At 60.2% G+C, this 25611-nt stretch carries 27 protein-coding genes and 1 pseudogene; 15 read left to right on the plus strand and 13 right to left on the minus strand.

Translation table 11 applies throughout. The features are described from left to right. Positions 1-62 precede the first annotated feature (62 nt). The 3 genes from AC3ITY_RS04075 (at position 63) to tldD (ending at position 6245) form a co-directional block, all read left to right on the plus strand. Positions 63-3866: a YhdP family protein gene (locus AC3ITY_RS04075; RefSeq protein ID WP_489307750.1), complete on the plus strand. Its 3804-nt coding sequence runs from the start codon at positions 63-65 to the stop codon at positions 3864-3866. Positions 3867-3935: 69 nt separating this feature from the next. Further along, on the plus strand, positions 3936-4790 hold the full coding sequence (locus AC3ITY_RS04080) for a carbon-nitrogen hydrolase family protein (protein WP_489307752.1): 855 nt from the start codon (positions 3936-3938) through the stop codon (positions 4788-4790). A gap of 12 nt (positions 4791-4802) precedes the next feature. Continuing rightward, the gene (gene tldD / locus AC3ITY_RS04085; RefSeq protein ID WP_489307754.1) at positions 4803-6245 is read left to right on the plus strand and encodes a metalloprotease TldD; all 1443 of its coding nucleotides are present in this window, start codon (positions 4803-4805) and stop codon (positions 6243-6245) included. A gap of 48 nt (positions 6246-6293) precedes the next feature. Here the strand turns inward: tldD and yjgA are convergent, their stop codons facing one another. Then, the gene (yjgA, locus tag AC3ITY_RS04090; protein WP_056728351.1) at positions 6294-6818 is read right to left on the minus strand and encodes a ribosome biogenesis factor YjgA; all 525 of its coding nucleotides are present in this window, start codon (positions 6816-6818) and stop codon (positions 6294-6296) included. Between the two features lie 108 nt (positions 6819-6926). Between yjgA and pmbA the strand changes: the two genes are divergently transcribed. Then, the gene (gene pmbA / locus AC3ITY_RS04095; protein ID WP_489307756.1) at positions 6927-8273 is read left to right on the plus strand and encodes a metalloprotease PmbA; all 1347 of its coding nucleotides are present in this window, start codon (positions 6927-6929) and stop codon (positions 8271-8273) included. A 64-nt stretch (positions 8274-8337) separates the two neighbouring features. Next, a pseudogene (locus AC3ITY_RS04100) lies at positions 8338-8433 on the plus strand (ZIP family metal transporter); the annotation flags it as partial. 178 nt (positions 8434-8611) lie between these two features. On the opposite strand, the gene AC3ITY_RS04105 reads toward AC3ITY_RS04100, so the two are convergent. From AC3ITY_RS04105 to AC3ITY_RS04150, 10 genes are all read right to left on the minus strand, one after another. Next, complete coding sequence (locus tag AC3ITY_RS04105) at positions 8612-8884, minus strand: HPr family phosphocarrier protein (protein WP_046040042.1); 273 nt, start codon at positions 8882-8884, stop codon at positions 8612-8614. Positions 8885-8899: 15 nt separating this feature from the next. Further along, complete coding sequence (gene rapZ / locus AC3ITY_RS04110) at positions 8900-9757, minus strand: RNase adapter RapZ (RefSeq protein ID WP_489307758.1); 858 nt, start codon at positions 9755-9757, stop codon at positions 8900-8902. A 2-nt stretch (positions 9758-9759) separates the two neighbouring features. After that, positions 9760-10224, minus strand: coding sequence for a PTS IIA-like nitrogen regulatory protein PtsN (gene ptsN / locus AC3ITY_RS04115; protein WP_458370681.1), 465 nt, complete (start codon positions 10222-10224; stop codon positions 9760-9762). 12 nt (positions 10225-10236) lie between these two features. After that, a complete protein-coding gene (gene hpf / locus AC3ITY_RS04120) occupies positions 10237-10545 on the minus strand; it encodes a ribosome hibernation-promoting factor, HPF/YfiA family (protein ID WP_007941242.1) in 309 nt (102 codons plus the stop codon). Positions 10546-10619: 74 nt separating this feature from the next. After that, on the minus strand, positions 10620-12113 hold the full coding sequence (locus AC3ITY_RS04125) for an RNA polymerase factor sigma-54 (protein WP_223455579.1): 1494 nt from the start codon (positions 12111-12113) through the stop codon (positions 10620-10622). 363 nt (positions 12114-12476) lie between these two features. After that, the gene (lptB, locus tag AC3ITY_RS04130; protein ID WP_008054366.1) at positions 12477-13202 is read right to left on the minus strand and encodes an LPS export ABC transporter ATP-binding protein; all 726 of its coding nucleotides are present in this window, start codon (positions 13200-13202) and stop codon (positions 12477-12479) included. After that, on the minus strand, positions 13202-13750 hold the full coding sequence (lptA, locus tag AC3ITY_RS04135) for a lipopolysaccharide transport periplasmic protein LptA (RefSeq protein WP_489307760.1): 549 nt from the start codon (positions 13748-13750) through the stop codon (positions 13202-13204). Before lptA ends, lptB begins: the two co-directional genes overlap by 1 nt. After that, complete coding sequence (lptC, locus tag AC3ITY_RS04140; RefSeq protein ID WP_489307762.1) at positions 13737-14309, minus strand: LPS export ABC transporter periplasmic protein LptC; 573 nt, start codon at positions 14307-14309, stop codon at positions 13737-13739. Before lptC ends, lptA begins: the two co-directional genes overlap by 14 nt. A gap of 7 nt (positions 14310-14316) precedes the next feature. Continuing rightward, entirely contained in the window at positions 14317-14841 is a 525-nt protein-coding gene (locus tag AC3ITY_RS04145; protein ID WP_008018712.1) for a KdsC family phosphatase, read from the minus strand. Beyond that, on the minus strand, positions 14841-15815 hold the full coding sequence (locus tag AC3ITY_RS04150; protein WP_223455583.1) for a KpsF/GutQ family sugar-phosphate isomerase: 975 nt from the start codon (positions 15813-15815) through the stop codon (positions 14841-14843). The genes AC3ITY_RS04145 and AC3ITY_RS04150 overlap by 1 nt, the downstream gene beginning before the upstream one ends. 275 nt (positions 15816-16090) lie before the next feature. On the opposite strand from AC3ITY_RS04150, the gene AC3ITY_RS04155 reads away from it, so the two are divergent. The 8 genes from AC3ITY_RS04155 (at position 16091) to hisG (ending at position 21534) form a co-directional block, all read left to right on the plus strand. Beyond that, on the plus strand, positions 16091-16900 hold the full coding sequence (locus tag AC3ITY_RS04155; RefSeq protein ID WP_008001295.1) for an ATP-binding cassette domain-containing protein: 810 nt from the start codon (positions 16091-16093) through the stop codon (positions 16898-16900). After that, positions 16900-17697: a lipid asymmetry maintenance ABC transporter permease subunit MlaE gene (mlaE, locus tag AC3ITY_RS04160; protein WP_489307765.1), complete on the plus strand. Its 798-nt coding sequence runs from the start codon at positions 16900-16902 to the stop codon at positions 17695-17697. The genes AC3ITY_RS04155 and mlaE overlap by 1 nt, the downstream gene beginning before the upstream one ends. Next, positions 17697-18164, plus strand: a complete 468-nt coding sequence (mlaD, locus tag AC3ITY_RS04165; protein ID WP_007970271.1) for an outer membrane lipid asymmetry maintenance protein MlaD — start codon at positions 17697-17699, stop codon at positions 18162-18164. Before mlaE ends, mlaD begins: the two co-directional genes overlap by 1 nt. Before the next feature lie 11 nt (positions 18165-18175). Further along, a complete protein-coding gene (locus AC3ITY_RS04170) occupies positions 18176-18829 on the plus strand; it encodes an MlaC/ttg2D family ABC transporter substrate-binding protein (protein ID WP_223455586.1) in 654 nt (217 codons plus the stop codon). Beyond that, positions 18826-19131, plus strand: a complete 306-nt coding sequence (locus tag AC3ITY_RS04175) for an STAS domain-containing protein (RefSeq protein ID WP_489307767.1) — start codon at positions 18826-18828, stop codon at positions 19129-19131. The genes AC3ITY_RS04170 and AC3ITY_RS04175 overlap by 4 nt, the downstream gene beginning before the upstream one ends. Positions 19132-19245: 114 nt before the next feature. Then, positions 19246-19485: a BolA family protein gene (locus AC3ITY_RS04180; protein ID WP_008046181.1), complete on the plus strand. Its 240-nt coding sequence runs from the start codon at positions 19246-19248 to the stop codon at positions 19483-19485. A gap of 22 nt (positions 19486-19507) precedes the next feature. Continuing rightward, the gene (gene murA, locus AC3ITY_RS04185) at positions 19508-20773 is read left to right on the plus strand and encodes a UDP-N-acetylglucosamine 1-carboxyvinyltransferase (protein WP_489307769.1); all 1266 of its coding nucleotides are present in this window, start codon (positions 19508-19510) and stop codon (positions 20771-20773) included. A gap of 125 nt (positions 20774-20898) precedes the next feature. After that, positions 20899-21534, plus strand: coding sequence for an ATP phosphoribosyltransferase (gene hisG, locus AC3ITY_RS04190; RefSeq protein ID WP_008018703.1), 636 nt, complete (start codon positions 20899-20901; stop codon positions 21532-21534). Positions 21535-21691: 157 nt separating this feature from the next. Here hisG and AC3ITY_RS04195 read toward each other — a convergent pair whose 3' ends face one another. Further along, positions 21692-21892 carry a hypothetical protein gene (locus AC3ITY_RS04195; protein ID WP_460155700.1) on the minus strand — a complete coding sequence of 67 codons (201 nt, stop codon included), beginning with the start codon at positions 21890-21892 and terminating at the stop codon, positions 21692-21694. Between the two features lie 18 nt (positions 21893-21910). Here AC3ITY_RS04195 and hisD point away from each other — a divergent pair, with 18 nt between their 5' ends. Both hisD and hisC read left to right on the plus strand, forming a co-directional pair. Then, a complete protein-coding gene (hisD, locus tag AC3ITY_RS04200; protein ID WP_489307771.1) occupies positions 21911-23236 on the plus strand; it encodes a histidinol dehydrogenase in 1326 nt (441 codons plus the stop codon). A gap of 2 nt (positions 23237-23238) precedes the next feature. Next, positions 23239-24291 carry a histidinol-phosphate transaminase gene (gene hisC, locus AC3ITY_RS04205; RefSeq protein WP_489307773.1) on the plus strand — a complete coding sequence of 351 codons (1053 nt, stop codon included), beginning with the start codon at positions 23239-23241 and terminating at the stop codon, positions 24289-24291. A 57-nt stretch (positions 24292-24348) separates the two neighbouring features. Here hisC and algW read toward each other — a convergent pair whose 3' ends face one another. Further along, positions 24349-25509, minus strand: coding sequence for a Do family serine endopeptidase AlgW (algW, locus tag AC3ITY_RS04210; protein ID WP_056728386.1), 1161 nt, complete (start codon positions 25507-25509; stop codon positions 24349-24351). Positions 25510-25611: the final 102 nt, after the last annotated feature.

The following is a 25611-nucleotide window of genomic DNA, read 5'->3' on the forward strand; positions in this document are numbered from 1 at the left end:
GATTGTTCGAGAATGGCTGGCCTCAGCTTTTTGCAAATTTTTTGCCATGGGGGCCACCTGACATGGACCGTCTGACACGCATTTTGGTCGCACTGACCCGCTGGGGTCTGGGCCTGTGCGCGTTGGTTTTGGTGCTGATGGCGCTCTACGTCAGCCTGGGCCGGGAGCTGACGCCGTTGGTCGCCGAGTACCGTGCCGACATCGAAACCAAAGCCAGCGGTGCCTTGGGCATGCCGTTGCAGATCGGCGAGCTCGAAGGCAACTGGAGTGGATTCGCCCCCATACTGATGGCGCACGACGTGACGGTCGGCGAGGGCGCCAATGCCTTGCACCTGGATCAGGTGCGCGCAGTGCCGGACATTTGGGCCAGCCTGCTGGCCCGTCAGGTACGCATTGCTCATCTGCAACTCAGTGGCCTGAAAATCAGCGTCAAGGAGGGCGACGACGGTCAATGGGCGCTGGAAGGTTTGCCGGTGCAACAGGATCAACCAAGCGATCCGGAACAGTTGCTCAATCGTATGCAGATGATCCAGCAACTGTCGGTACTCGACAGCCAGGTTACTTTGCAGCCGTTTGCACAGTCGCCGCTGACCCTGACCTACGTCGGCCTCAATCTGAAAACCGGGGAGTCGCGGCAGCGGCTCGACGCACGGCTGACGCTGCCTGACGGGCAGCCGGTGGCCATGAGTCTGCGCACCCGCATTCGAGCCAGTCAATGGAGGGATGGTGAAGCCGAGGTCTATCTAAGCCTGCCGCAAAGCGACTGGTCGAAGTGGTTGCCCGAGCGAGTGACCCAAGAGTGGAGTTTCTCTGAGATCAAAGCCGGTGGCGAGCTTTGGCTGACCTGGGGCAAGGGCACCTTGCAAAGCGCTGCGGTGCGCTTGAACGCGCCACAACTCAAGGGTGCCTACGCCGAGCGCAAGCCGATCCAGATCAATAACCTGGCGCTCAATGGATACTTTCAGCGCAATGCCGAAGGCGCGTCAGTGACTCTCGATTCCCTGGCGATGAACCTCGGCGAGACCCGCTGGGAAACGCATTTGCAGCTCAAGCAAAGAGCGGCCACCGACAAGACCGAAGAACTGTGGCATCTGCAAGCCGACCGCGTCGACCTGACCCCGCTCACGCCGCTGCTCAATGCCCTTGCGCCGCTGCCAGAAGGTTTTGCCACGGTCGTCGAGCGGCTCAAAGTCACGGGTGGCCTGCGTAACGTGCTGGTCGACTTCCGCCCCAATGCCACCGACGACAGCAAGTTCGGCTTTGCCGCCAACCTCGACCAGGTAGGCTTCGATGCCTATCACGGTGCGCCGGCGGCGCGGAATGTCAGCGGCAGCATCAGCGGTGACCTGGGGCAAGGCGAGTTGCGCATGGACAGCAAGGATTTCATGCTGCACCTGGACCCGATTTTCGCTAAGCCGTGGCAGTACATTCAGGCCAATGCGCGGCTGACCTGGAAACTCGATAAAGAAAGTTTCACCCTGATCGCGCCGTACCTGAAAGTGCTGGGCGAGGAAGGCAAGATCGCCGGCGACTTTCTGATTCGCCTGCATTTCGATCGCACTCAGGAAGACTACATGGACCTGCGGGTCGGCATGGTGGACGGTGACGGTCGCTACACCGCGAAGTACCTGCCGGCAGTCCTCAGCCCGGCACTGGATGAATGGCTGCGCACGGCGATTCTCAAGGGCGCGGTGGACCAAGGCTTCTTCCAGTATCAAGGGTCGCTCAGCCATGGTGCCGCGGACGTCGATCGCAGCATCAGCCTGTTCTTCAAGGTTCACGATGCCGAACTGGCCTTCCAGCCGGGCTGGCCCCATGTCAGCAAGGTCAGCGGTGATGTGTTTGTCGAGGACAGCGGGGTGCGGATTCTGGCCAGCAAGGGCCAGTTGCTTGACACGCAGGTCAGCGATATCTACGTCAACATTCCCCATGTGCCGGCGGGACAAAACGTTCATTTGTTCCTCGATGGCGGATTTGCCGGCGGTTTGGGCGATGGCCTGAAAATCCTCCAGGAGGCGCCGATCGGCACCGGGGCAACCTTTGCTGGCTGGGAAGGCGAGGGAGACCTGCAAGGCAAGTTGAAGCTGGATATTCCGTTGGCAAAAGGCGAGGAGCCGAAGATCCTCGTCGACTTCAAGACGGCCAAGGCACGCTTGAAGCTGGCCGAGCCTGTACTGGAACTGACCCAGCTCAAAGGTGATTTCCGATTCGACAGCGCCAAAGGCCTGAGCGGGCAGAACATCAGCGCACGGGCGTTCGACAAGCCGGTCACTGCACAGATTTTTGCCGATGGCAGCCCGGGTAAACTCAATACCCGGGTGAATGCGTCGGGCCAGGTCGAGGTCAAGAAACTGACCGACTGGCTGAAGGTGACCCAGCCTCTGCCGGTGAGCGGCGTGATCCCGTATCAACTGCAACTGACCCTGGACGGTGCGGACAGCCAATTGAGGGTCAATTCCAACCTCAAGGGCGTGGCCGTCGATTTGCCTGCACCGTTCGGCATGGCCGCCGATACCGGGCGCGACACGACGTTCCGCATGACCTTGCAGGGCGACGAGCGGCGCTATTGGGTCAACTACGCGGACCTGGCGAGTTTCACGTTCGCGGCCCCGGCCAGCAATTTCGCCGACGGTCGCGGGGACTTGTTCCTCGGTGGCGGCGAGGCCGTGTTGCCTGGCACCAAAGGCTTGCGGATACGGGGCGTGCTGTCGGAACTGGACGTTGGCCCGTGGAAGGACCTGGTGGATAAATACGCCGGGCAGGACCCCGGCGGCAGCGCCAAGCAATTACTCAGCGGCGCGGATTTCAAGGTGGGCAAGCTCAGTGGTATCGGTACCACGCTCGATCAGGCCTCGATCCAGCTGGCGCGCAAGCCTTCCGCCTGGGCGCTGCAACTCGACAGCCAGCAGATCAAGGGCAGCGCCAGCCTTCCCGATTCGAAGGCCACGCCAATCACGATCAATCTGCAAACCGTGCGCCTGCCCGCACCGGACCCGGCCGTGCTGGCCGATGAAAACTCGCCGGATCCGCTGGCGTCGGTGGATCCGACGAAAATCCCCGCGATGGACATCATCATCAATCAGCTATTCCAGGGCCAGGATCTGGTGGGGGGCTGGTCACTGAAGATTCGTCCGACGCCCAAGGGTATCGTGTTCAACTCGCTGGACCTGGGCCTCAAGGGCATGCTGTTGGTGGGCAGCGGTGGCTGGGAAGGCGTGCCCGGCGCCAGCACAAGCTGGTACAAGGGCCGTATCAGCGGCAAGAACCTCGCCGATGTGCTCAAGGGCTGGGGGTTTGCGCCGAGCGTCACCAGTCAGGACTTTTATATGGATGTCGATGGCCGCTGGCCCGGCTCGCCAGCCTGGGTGGCGACCAAACGTTTCTCCGGCTCGCTCGATGCGACGCTCAATCAGGGCCAGTTCGTCGAGGTCGAAGGCAGTGCCCAGGCGTTGCGGGTATTTGGTTTGCTCAACTTCAACTCCATCGGCCGGCGCCTGCGCCTGGACTTCACCGACCTGTTCGGCAAAGGCCTGAGTTATGACCGGGTCAAGGGGCTGCTGGTTGGGACCAATGGAGTGTATGTCACCCGTGAGCCGATCCGGCTGACCGGCCCGTCGAGCACCATCGAACTCGACGGCACCTTGAACATGGTGGCCGATCAGATCGATGCGAAACTGCTGGTGACCTTGCCAGTGACCAATAACTTGCCGATCGCCGCACTGATCGTCGGTGCACCCGCGGTCGGCGGGGCGCTATTCCTGATCGACAAGCTGATCGGTGACCGTGTCTCCCGTTTCGCCAGTGTGAAGTACACCGTCCAGGGGCCGTGGAAAGAACCGAAAATCACCTTCGACAAGGCTTTTTGAGATCCTTTTGAAAAGGCACTCGGCAAGCCTATGGAGTAGCATGGCCGCATACGATTCCAGGAGTGCGCCATGTCTGTAGCGGTGATTCAAATGGTCAGCCAGAGCGATGTGCCGGCCAATCTGGCCCAGGCCCGTCGCTTGCTCGAGCAAGCGGCCGCCGGTGGCGCGCAGCTCGCGGTATTGCCGGAAAACTTCGCCGCCATGGGCCGGCGCGACATTGCCGACATCGGGCGCGCCGAAGCACTGGGCGAAGGCCCGATCCTGCCCTGGTTGAAACAGACCGCACGCGACCTCAAGTTATGGATTGTGGCCGGCACATTGCCGTTGCCGCCGGTGGATCAGCCGACGGCCAAAGCCCATGCCTGTTCATTGCTGGTCGATGACCAGGGCGAAACGGTGGCGCGCTACGACAAGCTGCACCTGTTCGACGTGGACGTGGCGGACAATCGTGGCCGTTATCGTGAATCCGATGACTATGCTTATGGCAACGGGGTGGTCGTGGCGGACACGCCCGTCGGCCGGGTCGGCCTGACGGTCTGCTATGACCTGCGCTTTCCCGAACTGTACAGCGAATTGCGCGCGGCCGGCGCGGAACTGATTACCGCCCCTTCGGCCTTCACGGCGGTGACCGGTGCAGCGCATTGGGATGTGCTGATCCGTGCGCGAGCCATCGAGACGCAATGTTACGTGCTCGCGGCTGCCCAGGGCGGGACGCATCCGGGGCCGCGGGAAACCTTTGGCCATGCCGCCATCATCGACCCGTGGGGGCGTGTGCTGGCGCAACAGGATCAAGGCGAGGCCGTGCTGCTGGCCGAACGCGACTGCAGCGAACAGGCGTCCATTCGGGCGCGGATGCCGGTGTCCAGTCACCGGCGCTTTTTCTCGCAGGGCGCCCAGCGACCTGCATCAGAACGACGAATTTAAGGCGTAAAGCATATGAGCGAGTTGTTGTCCTCAGTCAGTGAACACCTGCTGGCGCCCGGTGGCGTCACGATCGAGAGCCTGCAAGGCGTGCTCGGCGACTTGGCCGGGCCGGGCATCGATGCGGCCGACCTGTATTTCCAGGGGCAGATCTCCGAGTCCTGGGCGCTGGAAGACGGCATCGTCAAGGAAGGCAGCTTCAACCTTGACCAAGGTGTGGGCGTGCGCGCGCAATCGGGTGAAAAAACCGGTTTTGCCTACAGCAATGCCATCACCCTTGAAGCCTTGGGCGCGGCGGCGCGTGCCGCCCGTTCGATTTCCCGGGCCGGGCAGCACGGCACCGTACAGGCATTCACCAGTCAGGATGTCGCGCAGTTGTATGCGCCGGACAATCCCCTGGAAGTGCTGACCCGTGCCGAGAAAGTCGATTTGCTCAAGCGAGTCGACGCCGCGACCCGCGCCCTCGACCCACGCATCCAGCAAGTCACCGTGAGCATGGCCGGTGTCTGGGAGCGGATTCTGGTGGCTTCCACTGACGGCGGTTTGGCGGCGGACGTACGACCGCTGGTGCGTTTCAACGTCAGTGTGATCGTCGAGCAGAACGGTCGCCGCGAGCGTGGCGGCCATGGCGGTGGTGGTCGGACCGATTACCGTTACTTCCTCGGCGAAGACCGCGCCATGGGCTATGCCCGTGAAGCGTTGCGCCAGGCGTTGGTCAATCTCGAAGCCATTCCGGCACCGGCCGGTACCTTGCCGGTGGTGCTCGGTTCCGGCTGGTCGGGCGTGCTGTTGCACGAAGCCGTCGGTCATGGTCTGGAAGGCGACTTCAATCGTAAGGGCAGTTCGGCCTACAGCGGGCGCATGGGCGAGATGGTTGCGTCGAAGCTTTGCACCATTGTCGATGACGGCACCCTGGCCGGTCGCCGTGGCTCGTTGAGCGTCGATGACGAAGGCACGCCGACCGAGTGCACCACGCTGATTGAAAACGGCGTGCTCAAAGGCTACATGCAGGACAAGCTCAACGCGCGCCTGATGGGCGTGGCCCGCACCGGTAACGGTCGTCGCGAATCCTACGCGCACCTGCCGATGCCGCGCATGACCAACACCTACATGCTCGCCGGCGAAAGCGACCCGGCGGAAATCATCGCTTCGGTGAAACGCGGCATCTACTGCGCCAACCTGGGTGGCGGTCAGGTGGACATCACCAGCGGCAAGTTCGTGTTCTCCACCAGCGAGGCGTACCTGATCGAGGACGGCAAGATCACCGCTCCGGTCAAAGGCGCGACCTTGATCGGCAACGGGCCTGAAGCCATGAGCAAAGTGTCGATGGTCGGTAATGATCTGGCGCTGGACAGCGGTGTGGGCACGTGCGGCAAGGATGGGCAGTCGGTGCCGGTGGGTGTCGGCCAGCCAACGCTGAAGATTGATGCGATCACCGTGGGTGGCACGGGGTCGTAAGAAGTGAGGCTGCGGGTGAGCTGCGAGGCAGCTCACCCGATTCGAGAATTAACGCAGACCGCGTTGAGTCTCGTCCAGCTCACGGATGTACTTGAAGATTTTACGGCTGGAAGCAGGAGGCTTGTTTTGCGCAACCTCATGCTGGGCCTGACGGATCAGGGAACGCAATTGCTGGCGGTCCGCGTCCGGGTAGTCGACGACGAATTTTTCCAGAACGGCATCGTCGCCGGCAATCAGACGATCGCGCCAGCGCTCCAGGTTATGGAAGCGTTCGTTGTATTGGCGAGTGGAGGCATCGAGTTGATCGAGCAAAACCAGAATCGCGGCAGTGTCCTGATCGCGCATCAGCTTGCCGATGAACTGAAGGTGCCGTTTACGCGCGATGTTCGCGGTGTGCTTGGGCGCATCGGCCAGAGCCCGACGCATTCCGTCGGTCAAGGGCAGTTTTGCCAGCAAGTCAGGCTTGAGTGTTGTAAGGCGCTCGCCAAGGTCAACCAGAGCATGCAGCTCGCGTTTAACCTGGGATTTGCTTTTTTCTCCCGTATCGAGGGAGTCGTCGTAAGAATCAACCATGGTGGCCGTCCGCAAAGAAACGCCGCCATGATAACCAGTCGGGGGCCGCTTGTCCGGCCCGGTCGCTCGATGACCGTTACCGAAAGCAGAATTTGAGTGGAGAACAGCATGAGTGCAGTTGAAAGCGTCGGCCCACAAGCGTTGCCGGCACTGCAGGAACAAGTCGAGCAGATCATCGCTGAAGCCAAACGCCAGGGCGCCAGTGCCTGTGAAGTGGCAGTGTCCCTGGAGCAGGGCTTGTCGACCACGGTGCGCCAGCGTGAAGTCGAAACCGTTGAATTCAACCGCGATCAGGGTTTCGGCATCACCTTGTACGTTGGCCAGCGCAAAGGCTCCGCCAGCACCTCGGCCAGTGGACCGGAGGCGATTCGCGAAACAGTCGCCGCTGCACTGGCCATCGCCAAGCACACCTCGGAAGACGGAGCCTCGGGCCTTGCGGATGCCGCGCTGATGGCGCGGGATATTCAGGATTTCGACCTGTTCCACCAATGGGACATCACTCCGGAACAAGCCATCGAACAGGCCCTGGCCTGCGAAGCCGCGGCGTTTGCCGCCGACAGCCGGATCAAGAACGCCGACGGCACCACCCTCAGTACCCATCAAGGTTGCCGCGTTTATGGCAATAGCCATGGGTTTATCGGCGGTTACGCGTCGACTCGTCACAGCTTGAGCTGCGTGATGATCGCCGAGGCCGATGGCCAGATGCAGCGCGATTACTGGTACGACGTGAACCGCCAGGGCAATCTGCTGGCCGACCCGGTCAGCATCGGCCAGCGCGCTGCGCAACGGGCGGCAAGCCGTCTGGGCGCGCGTCCGGTGCCGACTTGCGAGGTGCCGGTGCTGTTTTCCGCCGAGTTGGCTGGGGGGCTGTTCGGCAGTTTCCTGTCGGCGATTTCCGGTGGCAGCCTGTATCGCAAGTCGTCGTTCCTTGAGGGCACTCTCGGTCAGAAGCTGTTTCCGGAGTGGCTGACCATCGACGAGCGCCCGCATCTGATGCGGGCGTTGGGCAGTGCGGCGTTCGATGGCGATGGCCTGGCAACCTATGCCAAACCGTTCGTCGAAAAAGGCGAGTTGGTGTCGTACATCCTCGGCACCTACTCCGGTCGCAAGCTCGGCATGCCGAGCACCGCCAATGCCGGGGGCGTGCACAACCTGTTCGTCACCCATGGCGATGAAGACCAGGCCGCCTTGCTGCGCCGCATGGGCCGCGGTTTGCTGGTGACAGAGTTGATGGGCCAAGGCCTGAACATGGTGACCGGTGATTACTCCCGCGGTGCAGCGGGTTACTGGGTCGAGAACGGCGAAATCCAGTTCGCGGTCCAGGAAGTGACCATTGCCGGCAACATGCGCGACATGTTCAAGCAGATCGTTGCCGTGGGTAACGATCTTGAGTTGCGCAGCAACATTCGCACCGGTTCGGTGCTGATCGAACGGATGACGGTGGCGGGCAGCTAAGCCAGGGCCGCTGTACAAAAAGGCGCGCTACTCAATGGGGGCGCGCCTTTTTTATTGACCTTGTCCCGAATCGCGCGGCAATGGTCATGACCAGCTTGCCAGCCTTGGGCTGCTGATGGGGTTCTGTTTGATGATGGTGATGGATACGGCGCTGGCTTGATTTGTGGCAAAGAGCCTTTGTGGCGAGGGAGCTTGCCCCCGCTGGGTGGCGAAGCCGCCCCAAAAACTGCAATCGAGATTCAACGTGGATGCTGTGTTCGTCGGATTTACGACTGCTACGCAGCCGAACAGGGCGATGCGGCGTTCCGACAAGCCCCCTCGCCACAAAGCCGTGACTGTTACTCGCCTTCGTCGAAGAAGTTGTTGATCAACGCCACCAGCGCATTCAGCGCTTCCTGTTCCTGCTCGCCTTCTGTGCTCAAGTGGATCGTGGTGCCTTTGCCGGCGGCCAGCATCATCATCGCCATGATGCTTTTGCCATCGACCATGGACTCTGGTGTACGACCGGCCCGGATCTGGCACGGGAACTGACCCGCCACCCCAACGAATTTTGCAGAAGCGCGAGCATGCAGGCCCAGTTTGTTGATGATTTCGATTTCCAGAGCAGGCATCGCGGTGTGAATCCTTTAGCTGAGGTCGCGGTGGCGAACCTGGACGTTCTTCAGGGTTTTTTGCAGCGCCTGCCCCAGACGCTCGGTCAGGTAGACGGAACGGTGATGTCCGCCAGTGCAGCCAATGGCAATGGTGACGTAGGCGCGGTTGCTGGCGGCAAAACGAGGCAGCCACTTTAGCAGGTATGTGGAAATGTCCTGGAACATCTCTTCGACATCCGGCTGGGCCGCCAGATATTCGGCAACCGGTTGATCGAGCCCGGATTGCTCGCGCAATTCCGGTTTCCAGTAAGGGTTGGGCAGGCAGCGCACATCGAACACCAGGTCGGCGTCCACCGGCATGCCACGCTTGAACCCGAAGGATTCCACCAGGAACGCAGTGCCCGGCTCGGGCTGATTCAACAGACGCAGCTTGATGGCGTCGCGCAGTTGGTACAGGTTCAGGCTGGTGGTGTTGATCTTGAGATCGGCGAGGTCGGCAATCGGCCCGAGCAGGTCGCTCTCGACGCTGATGGCTTCGGCCAGCGAGCGGTTGGCGTTGGTCAGGGGGTGACGTCGGCGGGTTTCCGAGAAGCGCTTGAGCAGGGTTTCTTCGTCGGCGTCCAGGTACAGGACATCGCACTGGATGTGGCGGTTGCGGACCTCTTCGAGCAGGTCGGGGAAGCGTGACAGGTGGCTGGGCAGGTTGCGCGCGTCAATGGAAACGGCGACCAGCGGCTGTAACAGCTCGGTATGAATCAAGGCACGTTCGGCCAGCTCCGGCAGCAGGCCGGCAGGCAGGTTGTCGATGCAGTAGTAGCCGTTGTCCTCAAGAACGTTGAGGGCGGTACTTTTACCTGAGCCGGAACGGCCACTGACGATGATCAAGCGCATGATTACTGACCGTTTTGCTCGTTCAGGACAACCTGATACAGGGCTTCGTTGCTTGCAGCATTACGCAGTTTTTCACGTACTTCCTTGCGGTCGAGCATGCTGGCGATCTGTCGCAGCAGCTCAAGGTGCGCATCGGTGGCGGCTTCCGGGACCAGCAGTACGAACAGCAGGTCAACCGGCGCGCCGTCGATGGCGTCGAAATCGATAGGGGCGTCCAGGTGCATCAATGCACTGATGGGCGAAACACAGCCTTTGAGACGGCAATGTGGAATAGCGATGCCATTGCCAAAACCGGTGGAGCCGAGTTTTTCACGGGCAATCAGTGCCTCGAAGACATCTTGCATCTCCAGGGCCGGCACTTCGCGGGCGATCAGATTGGCAATTTGTTCGAGGGCTTTCTTTTTACTGCCTCCCGGCACGTTCACCAGGGAACGGCCGGGGGTCAGGATACTTTCAAGTCGGATCATGGGTTGGGAGTGTTAACGACCGGTTGCGCCCTGGAGGAGGCTCTGGGTCTTTTCCTTATGCTTTTTGAGTTGTTTATCCAGCTTGTCGGTGAGTGCGTCGATCGCGGCGTACATATCAGTATGTTCCGCGTTTGCGACCACTTCATTCCCGGGAATATGCAGCGTGGCTTCGATTTTCTGCTTCAGCTTTTCGACGGTCATCGTGACCTGCACATTAGTGATCTTGTCGAAATGTCGCTCCAATCGTTCGAGTTTTTCGCCGATGTAGGTGCGAAGAGGTTCGGTCACTTCCAGTTGGTGTCCACTGATGTTGACTTGCATACAGCTTCTCCTTCGTTGCCAGTGCATAAAGCGGTAGATCAGATGATCTACCACTGGAACGCTGTGGCGTGGCTCTACATCAACCGCTTGCGTTCGCTCGAAGGCGCGATCCCGAGGGATTCGCGGTACTTGGCGACGGTGCGGCGAGCCACCTGAATGCCTTGTGCCTCCAGTAAACCAGCGATCTTGCTGTCACTCAACGGCTTTTTCTGATTTTCCGCGGCAACCAGTTTTTTGATGATCGCCCGGATCGCCGTGGACGAGCATTCGCCGCCTTCGGAGGTGCTTACGTGACTGGAGAAAAAGTACTTCAGTTCGTAAATGCCCCGGGGGGTGTGCATGAACTTCTGGGTGGTCACCCGTGAAATCGTCGACTCATGCATGCCGACCGCCTCGGCGATGTCATGCAGGACCAGCGGCTTCATGGCTTCGTCGCCGTACTCCAGAAAGCCGCGTTGATGCTCGACGATCTGGGTGGCAACCTTCATCAGGGTTTCATTGCGGCTTTGCAGGCTCTTGATGAACCAGCGGGCCTCCTGCAACTGATTGCGCATGAAGGTGTTGTCGGCGCTGGTGTCGGCGCGGCGCACGAAACCGGCGTACTGGGCGTTGACCCGCAGCCGTGGCACCGACTCCTGATTCAGCTCCACCAGCCAGCGCTCGTTGTCCTTGCGCACGATGACGTCAGGAACGACGTACTCGGCTTCGGTGGACTCGATCTGCGAGCCCGGGCGCGGGTTGAGGCTCTGGACCAGCTCGATGACCTGGCGCAGTTCATCTTCCTTGAGCTTCATGCGGCGCATCAACTGGCTGTAGTCGCGGCTGCCAAGCAGGTCGATATAATCGGTGACCAGGCGCTTGGCCTCGGCCAGCCAAGGGGTCTTGGCAGGCAACTGGCGCAATTGCAGCAGCAGGCATTCGCCCAGGTTGCGGGCGCCGATGCCGGCGGGCTCGAACTGCTGGATGCGGTGCAGGACGGCCTCGATTTCGTCCAGTTCGATGTCCAGCTCCGGGTCGAAGGCTTCGAGGATTTCCTCGAGGGTTTCGTCCAGGTAGCCCTGATTGTTGATGCAGTCGATCAGGGTCACGGCGATCAGGCGATCGGTGTCGGACATCGGGGCCAGGTTCAGTTGCCACAGCAAGTGGCTCTGCAGGCTTTCGCCGGCCGAGGTGCGGGTGGTGAAGTCCCACTCGTCATCATCATTGCTGGGCAGGCTGCTGGCGCTGGTCTGGTAAACGTCCTCCCACGCGGTGTCGACGGGAAGTTCGTTGGGGATGCGCTCGTTCCAGTCACCTTCATCGAGGTTATCAACCGTCGGGGCGCTTTCCTGGTAGGAGGGCTCCTGGATTTCAGTGTTGGGCTTTTGTTCGGCGTTGTCGGCCAAGGGGTCGGAATTGTCGAAGTCGTCGCCTTCTTCCTGGCGTTCGAGCATCGGATTGGACTCCAGGGCCTCCTGGATTTCCTGTTGCAGGTCCAGGGTCGACAATTGGAGCAGGCGGATGGCCTGTTGCAGCTGCGGTGTCATCGTCAGCTGCTGGCCCATTCTCAAGACTAGCGATGGTTTCATGGCAGGGGCTTAACACCTTATTCGCCGGCGCACATGCGCCATCCACTACAGGGCGCCGGGGCGCCAATCATAAGCAAATTATATGCCTGAAACTGAAGTGTTTGCCTAGAGCGCTGTAACAATAAAAACCTGCAAAGTTTTGTTGACAGGTTACTCCGGCTGGCCTCCCGAACATCTTTGAAGCGTCGTGTTTGCCTAGAGCGCTGTAACAATAAAAATCTGCAAAGTTTTGTTGACAGGATGCTCCAGCTGGCTCCCGAACATCTTTGAAGTGTCGTGTTTGCCTAGAGCGCTTTAACAATAAAAAAGAGTTGATTTTTTATCGAGACAAGCGCTCGTCGACTGCTCTGGCACCTCGGTGTCTTACAAGCGGAATTCGTGGCCCAGGTACACTTCCTTCACCAGGTCGTTGGCCAGGATGGTTTCAGCGTCGCCTTCGGCGATCAGTTGACCGTCGTTGACGATATAGGCGGTTTCACAGATATCCAGGGTTTCACGGACGTTGTGGTCGGTGATCAGCACGCCAATGCCTTTGGCCTTGAGGTGGTGAATGATCTGCTTGATGTCGCCGACCGAAATTGGGTCCACGCCGGCGAAGGGTTCGTCGAGGAGGATGAATTTCGGGTTGGTGGCCAGGGCGCGGGCGATTTCCACGCGACGGCGCTCGCCACCGGACAGGCTCATGCCGAGGTTGTCGCGGATGTGGCTGATGTGGAATTCCTGCAGCAGGCTTTCCAGCTCCTTGCGACGACCGGCCTTGTCGAGTTCCTTGCGGGTCTCGAGGATGGCCATGATGTTGTCGGCCACCGACAGTTTGCGGAAGATCGATGCTTCTTGCGGCAGGTAGCCGATACCGGCCTTTGCGCGACCGTGCATTGGCTGGTGGCTGACGTCCAGGTCATCGATCAGGACGCGGCCCTGGTCGGCTTGCACCAGGCCGACGATCATGTAGAAGCAGGTGGTCTTGCCGGCGCCGTTTGGGCCAAGCAGGCCGACGATCTGGCCGCTGTCGATGGACAGGCTGACGTCGCGCACGACCTGGCGGCTCTTGTAGCTCTTGGCCAGATGCTGAGCTTTCAGAGTTGCCATTACTGGGCCTTTTGCTCGTCGGTTTTCTTTTTCGGCTGGATCACCATGTCGATGCGCGGACGCGCCTCGGTGACCTTGCTGCCCGTGGCGCGACCGGCGCTGGCGAGCTTCTTGACCGTGTCGTAGACGATTTTTTCGCCTTGGGTGACGTTGTTGTCCTTGTCGACAACTTTGGCCTTGTCGATCAGTACGACGCGATTTTGCGCGGCGTGATACTGGATCGTCACGCCCCAGCCCTGAACAGGCTTGGTATCGCCAGCCGTTTGCAATTGCTCGAAGTACGCCAGGTTGCCCACCGAGGTCACTACGTCGATGTCGCCAGTCGGGGTGCGGGTGATGGTAACGGTGTTGCCTGTCACCTTCATCGAGCCTTGGGTGATGATCACGTCACCCTTATAGGTAGCAATACCTTGCTTGTCGTCCAGTTGGGCATCGTCGGCCTGAATGCGGATAGGCTGCTGTTGATCTTCCGGCAGAGCCCAGGCGCTCACGCTTCCCAGTGCTGCGCCCAGACTGAGCAAAATCGGGAGGGTTTTAACGAGCCTCATACTGTCCTCTTACGTTCGATAGCAGGTGTATCCTGCTTTCTTTCAAATACGCCTTCATTCCCTTGCCAGTCGATACACCGCCAGCGCCGTCGATTCTAACGTCTTGCTCTGTCTGCGCATATTGCTGCTGCGGGAACACGGTCATACGGGTGCTGGTGATCAGGGTTTTACGGTTTTTCTCGTCGAAGCGCGTGATGCGCACGTCATCGATCAGTTCGACCTGTGTGCCATCAGGGTTGACCTCGCCGTGCAAGCTCTGGACGTGCCACGGGAATTCAGTGCCGCGGAACACATTCAGGTCGGGGTTGGTCAGCAATGTCACCTCGGTCGCTTTCAGGTGCTCGACCTTGTCGGACACCAGATCATATTGCAGCTTGCCGTCCGGCAGGTACTGCACGCTGTGGGCGTTGATGGCGTAATAGTCGATCATGCTTTCATCGATCGGCGTTACCGGCTTGTCGAGGAAGCGTTCCGGGCTGATGTTCCAGTAGCCAGCCGCGGCGAATATCGCCGCGATGCAACTGTACATCAGGGTGTTGCGAAACTTTTTGCTCAGCATAATGGGCTCACAGGTACGCCGCATTGGCCGCGTCGAGGCGGTCCTGGGCACGCAGGATCAGTTCGCAGAATTCGCGAGCGGCACCTTCGCCGCCACGGGCGAGGGTGATGCCGTGGGCGTGTTCACGCACGAAACTGGCGGCATTGGCCACGGCCATGCCCAGGCCTACGCGACGAATCACCGGCAGGTCCGGCAGGTCATCGCCGAGGTAGGCCACCTGTTCATAGCTCAGGTTGAGTTGGGCCAGCAGTTCGTCGAGTACCACCAGTTTATCCTCGCGACCCTGATAGAGATGCGGGATGCCGAGGTTTTTGGCTCGCCGCTCGACCACTGGAGTCTTGCGGCCACTGATGATGGCGGTCTGCACGCCGGCGGCCATCAGCATCTTGATGCCCTGGCCGTCGAGTGTGTTGAACGTCTTGAATTCGCTGCCGTCTTCGAGGAAGTACAGGCGCCCGTCGGTCAGCACGCCGTCGACATCGAACACAGCCAGCTTGATCTGTTTGCCGCGTTGCAGCAGGTCTGCACTCATTACATTACTCCCGCGCGAAGCAAGTCGTGCATGTTCAAGGCGCCGACCGGGCGGTCTTCACGGTCGACCACGACCAGCGCGTTGATTTTATGATCTTCCATGATTTTCAGCGCTTCGGCGGCGAGCATTTCGGCGCGGGCAGTCTTGCCGTGTGCAGTCATGACCTGGTCGATGGTAGCGCTATGGATGTCGATGCTACGGTCCAGCGTGCGACGCAAGTCACCGTCGGTAAAGATCCCGGCCAGCTTTCCATCGGCTTCCAGGACCACGGTCATGCCCAGGCCTTTGCGGGTCATTTCCATTAGTGCGTCCTTCAGCAGGGTGCCACGCTGTACTTGCGGCAACTCTTGCCCGGCGTGCATGACATTTTCCACTTTCAGCAGCAGGCGTCGGCCCAAGGCGCCACCGGGGTGGGAAAAGGCGAAGTCTTCGGCGGTAAAGCCACGGGCTTCCAGCAACGCGACTGCCAGGGCGTCGCCCATCACCAGGGCGGCGGTGGTCGACGAGGTGGGTGCCAGGTTCAACGGGCAGGCTTCGTGTTCGACGTGAACATTCAGGTTGACCTCGGCGGCCTTGGCCAGCGCGGAGTCAGGATTGCCGGTCACGCTGATCAACTGAATGCCCAGGCGCTTGATCAGTGGCAGCAGGGTCACGATTTCATTGGTGGAGCCGGAATTCGAGAGCGCCAGAATGATGTCGTCGCGGGTAATCATGCCCATGTCACCGTGGCTGGCTTCAGCGGGGTGCACAAAAAATGCCGTGGTGCCGGTGCTGGCCAGGGTCGCGGCAATCTTGTTGCCGATGTGCCCCGACTTGCCCATGCCGACCACGACCACGCGGCCTTTGCTGGCCAGAATCATCTCGCAAGCGCGTACGAAATCTGCGTCGATGTGGGGTAGCAAGCCTTGCACGGCTTCTACCTCGAGGCGGATGGTGCGTTGTGCTGATTGAATCAGGTCGCTGGATTGGCTCATGTCAGAAATCGTATAGCCTGATGAAAAGGCGGCGATTATAGCGGTTATGATCGAATCCCTCACGCTAGTTCGTCGCGCATTGTCATCCTTGTCCCCGGAAACCTTCTAAACGGGGCTTTCAACCTTTCATGCAGTTGAACATGGCCTGGCTTTGGCCTTGGGCGCGCAGCCTTTGCAGTGATATAGTTCGCCGCCAGTTCGGCCTGCCCGGGAGGTATGTGCTTTCGTCAGAAAGCCAGGCGTCCGAGTGAGAGGCTGCATCGCAAGGAGTTTAGATGAGTGCCGATAACGCCTACGCGGTCGAGCTGAAGGGACTGTCCTTCAAGCGCGGTGCGCGCAGCATTTTCAATAATGTCGATATCCGTATCCCGCGCGGCAAGGTCACCGGCATCATGGGGCCTTCCGGGTGTGGCAAGACCACGCTTTTGCGTCTGATGGGCGCCCAGTTGCGGCCCACCAAGGGCGAAGTCTGGGTCAACGGTCAGAACCTGCCAAAGCTGTCGCGCAGCGACCTGTTCGATGCGCGCAAGCATATGGGCGTGCTGTTTCAGAGCGGCGCACTGTTTACCGACCTCGATGTCTTCGAGAACGTCGCTTTTCCGCTGCGGGTTCACACGCAGCTGCCGGAAGAAATGATCCGCGACATCGTCCTGCTCAAGCTGCAGGCCGTGGGCTTGCGCGGTGCCATTGAACTGATGCCCGACGAGCTTTCCGGCGGCATGAAGCGCCGTGTTGCACTGGCCCGAGCGATCGCGCTCGATCCACAGATCCTCATGTACGACGAGCCCTTTGTCGGCCAGGACCCCATCGCAATGGGCGTTCTGGTGCGCCTGATTCGTTTGCTCAACGATGCGCTGGGCATCACCAGCATCGTGGTATCCCACGACTTGGCCGAGACCGCGAGCATTGCCGATTATATTTATGTGGTGGGCGATGGTCAGGTATTGGGGCAGGGCACGCCGGACGAGTTGATGAACTCGGATGAACCGCGCATTCGTCAGTTCATGACCGGTGAACCCGACGGCCCGGTTCCGTACCACTTTCCAGCGACGGATTACCGCGCAGATCTTCTGGGGAAGCGCTGATGCGCAGAATTTCATTAGTAGAGCGCGTTCGCCGCTTTGGCCAGGCCGGCATCGATGTGTTGGCGGTGTTCGGGCGTTCGAGCTTGTTCCTGTTCCATGCCTTGCTCGGCCGGGGCAGCATCGGTGGCGGTTTCGGGCTGCTGATCAAGCAGTTGCATTCGGTGGGCGTGATGTCCCTGGTGATCATCGTGGTCTCCGGGGTATTCATCGGCATGGTGCTGGCGCTGCAGGGCTTCAACATTCTTTCCAGCTATGGTTCAGAGCAGGCTGTCGGGCAGATGGTGGCGCTGACGCTGCTGCGTGAACTGGGGCCGGTGGTGACTGCCTTGCTGTTCGCCGGGCGCGCAGGTTCGGCGTTGACCGCCGAAATCGGCAACATGAAGTCCACCGAGCAGTTGTCCAGCCTGGAAATGATCGGGGTCGACCCGCTCAAGTACATTATCGCGCCACGCTTGTGGGCCGGTTTCATTTCCCTGCCGGTGCTGGCGATGATTTTCAGCGTCGTGGGTATCTGGGGCGGCTCGTGGGTAGCTGTCGACTGGCTGGGGGTCTATGAAGGCTCCTACTGGTCGAACATGCAGAACAGCGTGACGTTCACTGACGATGTGCTCAACGGGATCATCAAAAGTATCGTCTTTGCCTTTGTCGTGACCTGGATCGCCGTATTCCAAGGCTATGACTGCGAACCCACTTCCGAGGGGATCAGTCGTGCCACTACCAAGACCGTTGTGTATGCCTCGTTGGCAGTACTCGGCCTGGACTTTATTCTGACCGCCTTGATGTTTGGAGATTTCTGATGCAAAACCGCACCCTGGAAATCGGTGTCGGCCTTTTCTTGCTGGCTGGCATCCTGGCTTTGCTCTTGTTGGCGTTGCGGGTCAGTGGCCTGTCCCCGACTCCGAGCACCGACACGTATAAACTTTACGCCTACTTCGACAATATCGCCGGTTTGACGGTCAGAGCAAAGGTGACCATGGCCGGTGTGACCATCGGCAAGGTCACGGCCATCGATCTGGATCGCGACAGTTTCACCGGTCGGGTGACCATGCAGCTGGAAAAACGCATTGATAATCTGCCTGCGGACTCTACTGCATCTATCCTGACCGCTGGCCTGTTGGGCGAGAAGTACATCGGTATCAGCGTGGGCGGGGAAGACACCCTGCTCAAGGATGGTGGAACCATCCATGACACGCAGTCATCGCTGGTGCTCGAAGACCTGATCGGTAAATTCCTGCTCAATACCGTTAGCAAAGAAGCTAAATGAGGAACTGTTAAATGATCTCTATCTTGCGACGTGGCCTTTTGGTATTGCTCGCGGCGCTGCCGCTGCTAGCCAACGCCGTGGCAGCGCCTTCGGCGCACGATTTGGTACAGGACACCACTAATCGGATGCTGGCCGATCTGGCGGCCAATAAAGAAAAGTACAAGCAGGATCCGAAAGACTTTTATGCGGCGCTGAACACCATCGTCGGGCCGGTTGTGGATGCCGAGGGTATTTCCAAGAGCATCATGACGGTCAAATACTCGAAGAAAGCATCCCCGGCGCAGATGAAGACCTTCGAAGAAAACTTCAAGAAGGGTCTGTTCCAGTTCTATGGCAATGCCTTGCTGGAGTACAACAACCAGGGCATCACCGTTGATCCGGCCAAAGACGAGTCGGGCGACCGTACCAGCGTTGGCATGACCGTCAAGGGCAGCAGCGGCGCGATCTATCCAGTGTCCTACACGCTGGAAAAGATCAACGGCGAGTGGAAACTGCGTAACGTCATCATCAACGGCATCAACATCGGCAAGCTGTTCCGCGATCAGTTCGCCGATGCGATGCAGCGCAATGGCAACGACCTGGACAAGACCATCAATGGTTGGGCCGGGGAAGTCGCCAAGGCCAAGGAAGCCACTGACAAGAAACCAGGGCAGTCAACCCAATGAGTGAGTCGGCAGTCCAGATGGACGAAGCGGGCGAGCTGCGACTCAGTGGCGTGCTGGATTACCGCACCGGCCCTGGCCTGCGTGAACAGGGCAAGGCGCTGATCAAGGCCTGCAAGGCTGCGGCGCTGGTGGTCGATTGCTCGGCGGTGACCAAGTCCAGCAGTGTCGGTTTGTCGTTGCTGCTGTGTTTCATCCGCGATGCGCAGGCGGCCGGCAAGGCCCTGAGCATCCGTGGGATGCCGGAAGACATGCGTGAAATCGCTCAGGTCAGCGAGATGACCGAGCTGTTGGCGCATCCCTAACCCGCATCTATAAAGAAGCCCCCCGTCCGAGTCCTGCTTGGCGGGGTTCGCAGGCGCGGGGCTTTTTTGTATGATGTCCGACCCGCGCGCACAGGGCGCCGATTGAGGTTGAGCATGCAGGCCAACGAAGTTAAGAGCTTTCTTGAAGGAAAGCTGCCCGGAACGAAAGTAGAAGTCGAGGGCGAAGGCTGCAATTTCCAGCTGAACGTGATTAGCGATGAACTGGCGGCATTGAGCCCGGTCAAGCGTCAGCAGCAGGTCTATGCCCATTTGAACCCGTGGATCGTCGATGGCAGCATCCATGCGGTCACTATGAAATTTTTCAGCAGCGCGGCCTGGGCCGAGCGCACCTGAGCCCAAGGGCGTCGAGATTCTTATGGATAAATTGATTATTACTGGCGGTCCTCGTCTTGATGGCGAGATCCGCATCTCCGGGGCAAAGAACTCCGCCCTGCCGATCCTGGCTGCCACCTTGCTGTGCGATGGCCCGGTGACCGTGGCCAACCTGCCGCACCTGCACGACATCACCACCATGATCGAGCTGTTCGGCCGCATGGGCATCGAGCCGGTGATCGACGAAAAACTCTCCGTCGAAATCGATCCGCGCACCATCAAGACCCTGGTCGCACCGTACGAGCTGGTTAAAACCATGCGTGCGTCGATTCTGGTGCTCGGTCCGATGGTTGCCCGTTTCGGTGAAGCCGAAGTCGCCTTGCCTGGCGGTTGCGCCATCGGTTCGCGTCCGGTTGACCTGCACATCCGTGGCCTGGAAGCCATGGGTGCAGTCATCGACGTAGAAGGCGGCTACATCAAGGCCAAGGCGCCTGAAGGCGGCCTGCGCGGTGCGCACTTCTTCTTCGATACCGTCAGTGTGACCGGTACCGAAAACATCATGATGGCCGCAGCGCTGGCCAAAGGCCGCAGCGTCCTGGCTAACGCCGCGCGCGAGCCTGAAGTGGTCGACCTGGCGAACTTCCTGAACGCCATGGGTGCCAAGGTTTCCGGCGCCGGCACCGATACCATCACCATCGATGGCGTCGAGCGTCTGCACACCACCACTTACAAGGTGATGCCGGACCGTATCGAAACCGGTACCTACCTGGTTGCCGCTGCAGTGACCGGCGGCCGCGTGAAGGTCAAGGACACCGATCCGACCATCCTCGAAGCCGTTCTGGAAAAGCTCCGTGAGTCCGGTGCCGAAATCACCTGCGGCGAAGACTGGATCGAGCTGAACATGCACGGTAAGCGTCCGAAAGCCGTCAACGTGCGGACCGCTCCGTACCCGGCGTTCCCGACCGACATGCAGGCGCAGTTCATCTCCCTCAACGCCATTGCCGAAGGCACCGGTGCTGTGATCGAGACGATCTTCGAAAACCGCTTCATGCACGTCTACGAGCTGCACCGCATGGGCGCCAAGATCCAGGTTGAAGGCAACACCGCCATCGTCACCGGCACCGAGAAACTCAAGGGCGCGCCAGTGATGGCGACCGACCTGCGTGCTTCGGCCAGCCTGGTGATCTCGGCCCTGATCGCCGACGGCGACACGCTGATCGACCGCATCTACCACATAGACCGTGGCTACGAGTGCATCGAAGAAAAACTGCAGATGCTGGGCGCCAAGATCCGTCGCGTTCCGGGCTAGTACCTGCTGCATGGGCATAAGGACGTGCCCGTTGATTTGTTGAAGTCGAGCCGTTTTCGGCTCGATGTGTGTCCGGCGCCATTTGCGACCGGGCATGAGTACCTTGATAAGGACTGACGTTTCCCATGTTGACCATCGCACTGTCCAAGGGCCGCATCCTTGACGACACCCTGCCGCTTCTGGCTGAAGCGGGCATCGTGCCGACCGAGAATCCGGACAAGAGCCGCAAGCTGATCATTCCCACGACCCAGGAAGATGTACGCCTGCTGATCGTGCGTGCCACCGATGTGCCGACCTATGTCGAACATGGTGCTGCCGACCTCGGTGTCGCCGGTAAAGATGTGCTGATGGAATATGGCGGCCAGGGCCTGTACGAGCCACTGGACCTGCAAATTGCCCAGTGCAAGTTGATGACGGCCGGCAAGGTCGGTGCGGTCGAGCCCAAGGGTCGTCTGCGCATCGCCACCAAGTTCGTCAACGTTGCCAAGCGTTATTACGCTGAACAGGGTCGTCAGGTCGACATCATCAAGCTGTACGGCTCGATGGAGCTGGCACCGCTGATCGGCCTTGCCGACAAGATCATCGACGTGGTCGACACCGGTAACACGCTGCGGGCCAACGGCCTGGAGCCACAGGATTTCATTGCTGCCATCAGCTCCCGGCTGATCGTCAACAAAGCTTCGATGAAGATGCAGCACGCCCGTATCCAGGCGTTGATCGACACCCTGCGCAAGGCAGTGGAGTCTCGACACCGCGGCTGATTCACCTGCGCGACGTTAAGTCGCGCCCGTCTATCCGCCTCATAGCCAGAATTCTCAGGTGCCCAAGCGGAAACGACTGACAGGGGAAGGTGCGCTGACGTTTAATAACGACCGCGCCTTACTCCAAAAGGCAATTTTCAGTAGTAGAAAAAATTACTCAGAAATAAAGATCGCGCAGTGTCCTGCCTTTTGGAGCAAGGCCCTGCGGGTTGGCACTGTGCCCGCGCCATGCTGCGTTGCGGGACTCGGTAAGGAAACAACCCTTACCTTCGTCCCGCGCCTTGCCTGGCACGACCACAGTACCAACGCGATCGTTGTTAAACGTCAGCGCACCTTCGGGCGCCTGAGTTTTTGCCATTCCTATGAGGCTCTCGCTATGACCGCACCGACTGCAATTCGCCGACTCAACGCTGCTGACCCGGATTTCGCGCATCATCTGGATCATCTGCTGAGCTGGGAAAGTGTGTCTGACGACTCGGTCAATCAGCGGGTGCTGGACATCATCAAGGCCGTGCGTGAGCGCGGCGACGCGGCACTAGTGGACTTTACCCGCCAGTTCGACGGCCTGGACGTGAAGTCCATGGCCGACCTGATCCTGCCGCGCGAGCGTCTGGAGCTGGCGCTGACCCGCATCTCCGTGCCTCAGCGTGAAGCCCTGGAAGTTGCCGCCGCCCGCGTGCGCAGCTACCACGAAAAACAGAAGCAGGATTCCTGGAGCTACACCGAGGCCGACGGCACGGTGCTGGGCCAGAAAGTCACGCCGCTGGACCGCGCCGGTCTGTACGTGCCAGGCGGCAAGGCGTCGTACCCGTCGTCGGTGTTGATGAACGCGATTCCAGCCAAGGTCGCCGGCGTCACCGAAGTGGTCATGGTGGTGCCGACCCCGCGCGGTGAAATCAACGAGCTGGTGCTGGCCGCTGCCTGCATCGCCGGTGTCGACCGCGTGTTCACCATCGGTGGCGCTCAAGCCGTTGCCGCATTGGCTTACGGCACTGAAAGCGTGCCGAAGGTCGATAAAGTGGTCGGCCCGGGCAACATCTATGTCGCCACCGCCAAGCGCCACGTGTTTGGCCAGGTCGGTATCGACATGATCGCCGGTCCCTCAGAGATCCTCGTGGTGTGCGACGGCCAGACCGATCCGGACTGGATCGCCATGGACCTGTTCTCCCAGGCCGAGCACGACGAAGACGCCCAGGCGATTCTGGTAAGCCCCGACGCCGAGTTCCTCGACAAGGTCGCCGCCAGCATCGCCAAGCTGATGCCGACCATGGAGCGCGCCGCGATCATCGAAACCTCGATCAATGGCCGTGGTGCACTGATCAAGGTTCGCGACATGGAGCAAGCCATCGAAGTGGCCAACCGCATCGCGCCGGAGCACCTCGAATTGTCCGTTGCCGATCCACAAGCCTGGCTGCCGCAGATCCGCCACGCCGGCGCGATCTTCATGGGCCGTCACACCTCCGAAGCCCTGGGCGACTATTGCGCAGGCCCCAACCACGTGTTGCCGACTTCCGGCACCGCCCGTTTCTCCTCGCCGCTGGGTGTGTACGACTTCCAGAAACGTTCGTCGATCATTTTCTGTTCCGAGCAGGGCGCTTCCGAGTTGGGCAAAACCGCTGCCGTGCTGGCCCGAGGTGAGTCGCTGACCGCCCATGCCCGCAGCGCCGAATACCGCATCGTTGACGACAAGCAGGTGAAATGAACATGAGTAAATTCTGGAGCCCGTTCGTCAAAAATCTGGTGCCTTACGTGCCGGGCGAACAGCCGAAACTGGCGAAATTGGTGAAGCTCAACACCAACGAAAACCCGTACGGCCCATCGCCAAAAGCCCTCGCGGCGATGCAAACCGAACTCAATGACAACCTGCGTCTGTACCCGGACCCGAACAGCGACCTGCTCAAGCAAGCCGTTGCCAGGTACTACGGCGTGCAAGGCAATCAGGTGTTCCTCGGCAACGGTTCCGATGAAGTACTGGCGCACATCTTCCACGGTTTGCTGCAGCACGATCAGCCGCTGCTGTTCCCGGACATCAGCTACAGCTTCTACCCGGTCTACTGCGGGTTGTACGGCATCACCTTCGACGCGGTGCCGCTGGACGAGCAATTCCAGATCAACCCGGCGGACTATGCCAGGCCGAACGGCGGGATCATTTTCCCCAACCCGAACGCCCCGACCGGTTGCCTGTTGGCGCTGGAGGCGGTGGAGCAGATTCTCAAGGCCAGCCCGGATTCGGTGGTGGTGGTCGACGAGGCCTACATCGATTTCGGCGGCGAGACGGCAATCACTCTGGTCGATCGTTATCCAAACCTGCTGGTGACCCAGACCCTGTCCAAGTCCCGTTCCCTGGCCGGTCTGCGGGTGGGTCTGGCGGTCGGCCATCCGGACCTGATCGAGGCGCTGGAGCGGATCAAGAACAGCTTCAACTCCTATCCGCTGGATCGCATGGCGAATGTCGGTGCTGCCGCGGCGTTCGAGGATCGCGAGTATTTCGACAAGACCTGCCGGTTGGTGATCGAGAATCGCGAGAAGGTCGTTGCACAGCTAAAGGAGAAAGGTTTTGAAGTGCTGCCATCGGCGGCGAACTTCATTTTCGCCCGTCACCCCCGGCACGATGCGGCGGGGCTTGCGGCGAAGTTGCGCGAGCAAGGCGTGATCGTCCGGCACTTCAAGCAGCAGCGGATCGCCCAGTTCCTGCGGATCTCCATCGGCACGCCAGAGCAGAATCAGGCGCTGATCGACGGCCTCGGCGACCTCTAAACCACCGCTGACCCGTGTAGGAGCGAGCTTGCTCCTACAGGGGCTTGTCTCAGCGGCTTACTCTTCTTCTTTATCCTTGACCGGAGCCGGCGGCGGACGCAGGCCGACTTCCGCCGTCAACTTGAGCTCCTTGCCGTTGCGCATCACCTGGATCGCGACCTTGTCGGTCGGCTTGATCCGCGCCACCTGATTCATCGAGCGACGGCCATCACCGGCCGGTTCGCCATCGATGGCAAGAATCACATCACCCAGTTGCAGGCCGGCCTTCTGTGCCGGACCATCGCGGAAAATCCCCGCCACGACAATGCCAGGGCGCCCGGACAAGCCGAACGACTCGGCCAGTTCCTGGGTCAGCGGCTGCACTTCGATACCCAGCCAGCCACGAATAACCTGGCCGTGCTCGATGATCGACTTCATCACTTCCATCGCCAGCTTCACCGGGATCGCGAAACCAATGCCCTGGGAGCCCCCGGACTTGGAGAAGATCGCCGTGTTGATGCCGGTCAGGTTGCCGATGGCATCCACCAGCGCACCGCCTGAGTTACCCGGGTTGATCGCTGCATCGGTCTGGATGAAGTCTTCGTAGTTGTTCAGGCCCAATTGATTGCGCCCGGTGGCGCTGATGATGCCCATGGTCACGGTCTGGCCGACGCCGAACGGGTTGCCGATGGCCAGCGCGACGTCGCCGATGCGGATGTTGTCGGAACGGCCCACGGTGATCGACGGCAGGTTTTTCAGGTCGATTTTCAGAACCGCGAGGTCAGTCTCCGGGTCGCTGCCGATCACCCGTGCCAGGGTTTCCCGGCCGTCCTTGAGCGCTACCACGATCTGGTCGGCGCCACTGGTCACGTGGTTGTTGGTCAGGATGTAGCCTTCCGGGCTCATGATCACGCCGGAACCGAGGCTCGACTCCATGCGTTTCTGCTTGGGCGAGTTATCGCCGAAGAAACGACGGAACTGCGGATCTTCGAACAACGGATGGTTGGGTTTGTTGATGACTTTGGTGGTGTACAGGTTCACCACCGACGGCGCAGCGGTGGATACCGCTTCGGCATAAGACACCGGGCCCTGCTGCATGCTGGTGGTTTGCGGCGCTTGTTGCAGATTCACGTCGAGGCTCGGGAGCCCGACCCACTGCGGGTAACGCTGGATAATCAAAAGAGCGACAAGCACGCCAGCCAACAGCGGCCAGCCGGAAAAACGCAGCGCCTTGAGCATTAAGCAGTTCCTGAGAGAGTTGCAGGCGGTATGAGACCGCTCATAATGACGCGCATTATACGAGGCCGCACGCGCCTCTGAACGGGATATTTAGGAGTCTTT

The sequence above is a fragment of the Pseudomonas sp. GL_091 genome (assembly GCF_057837725.1).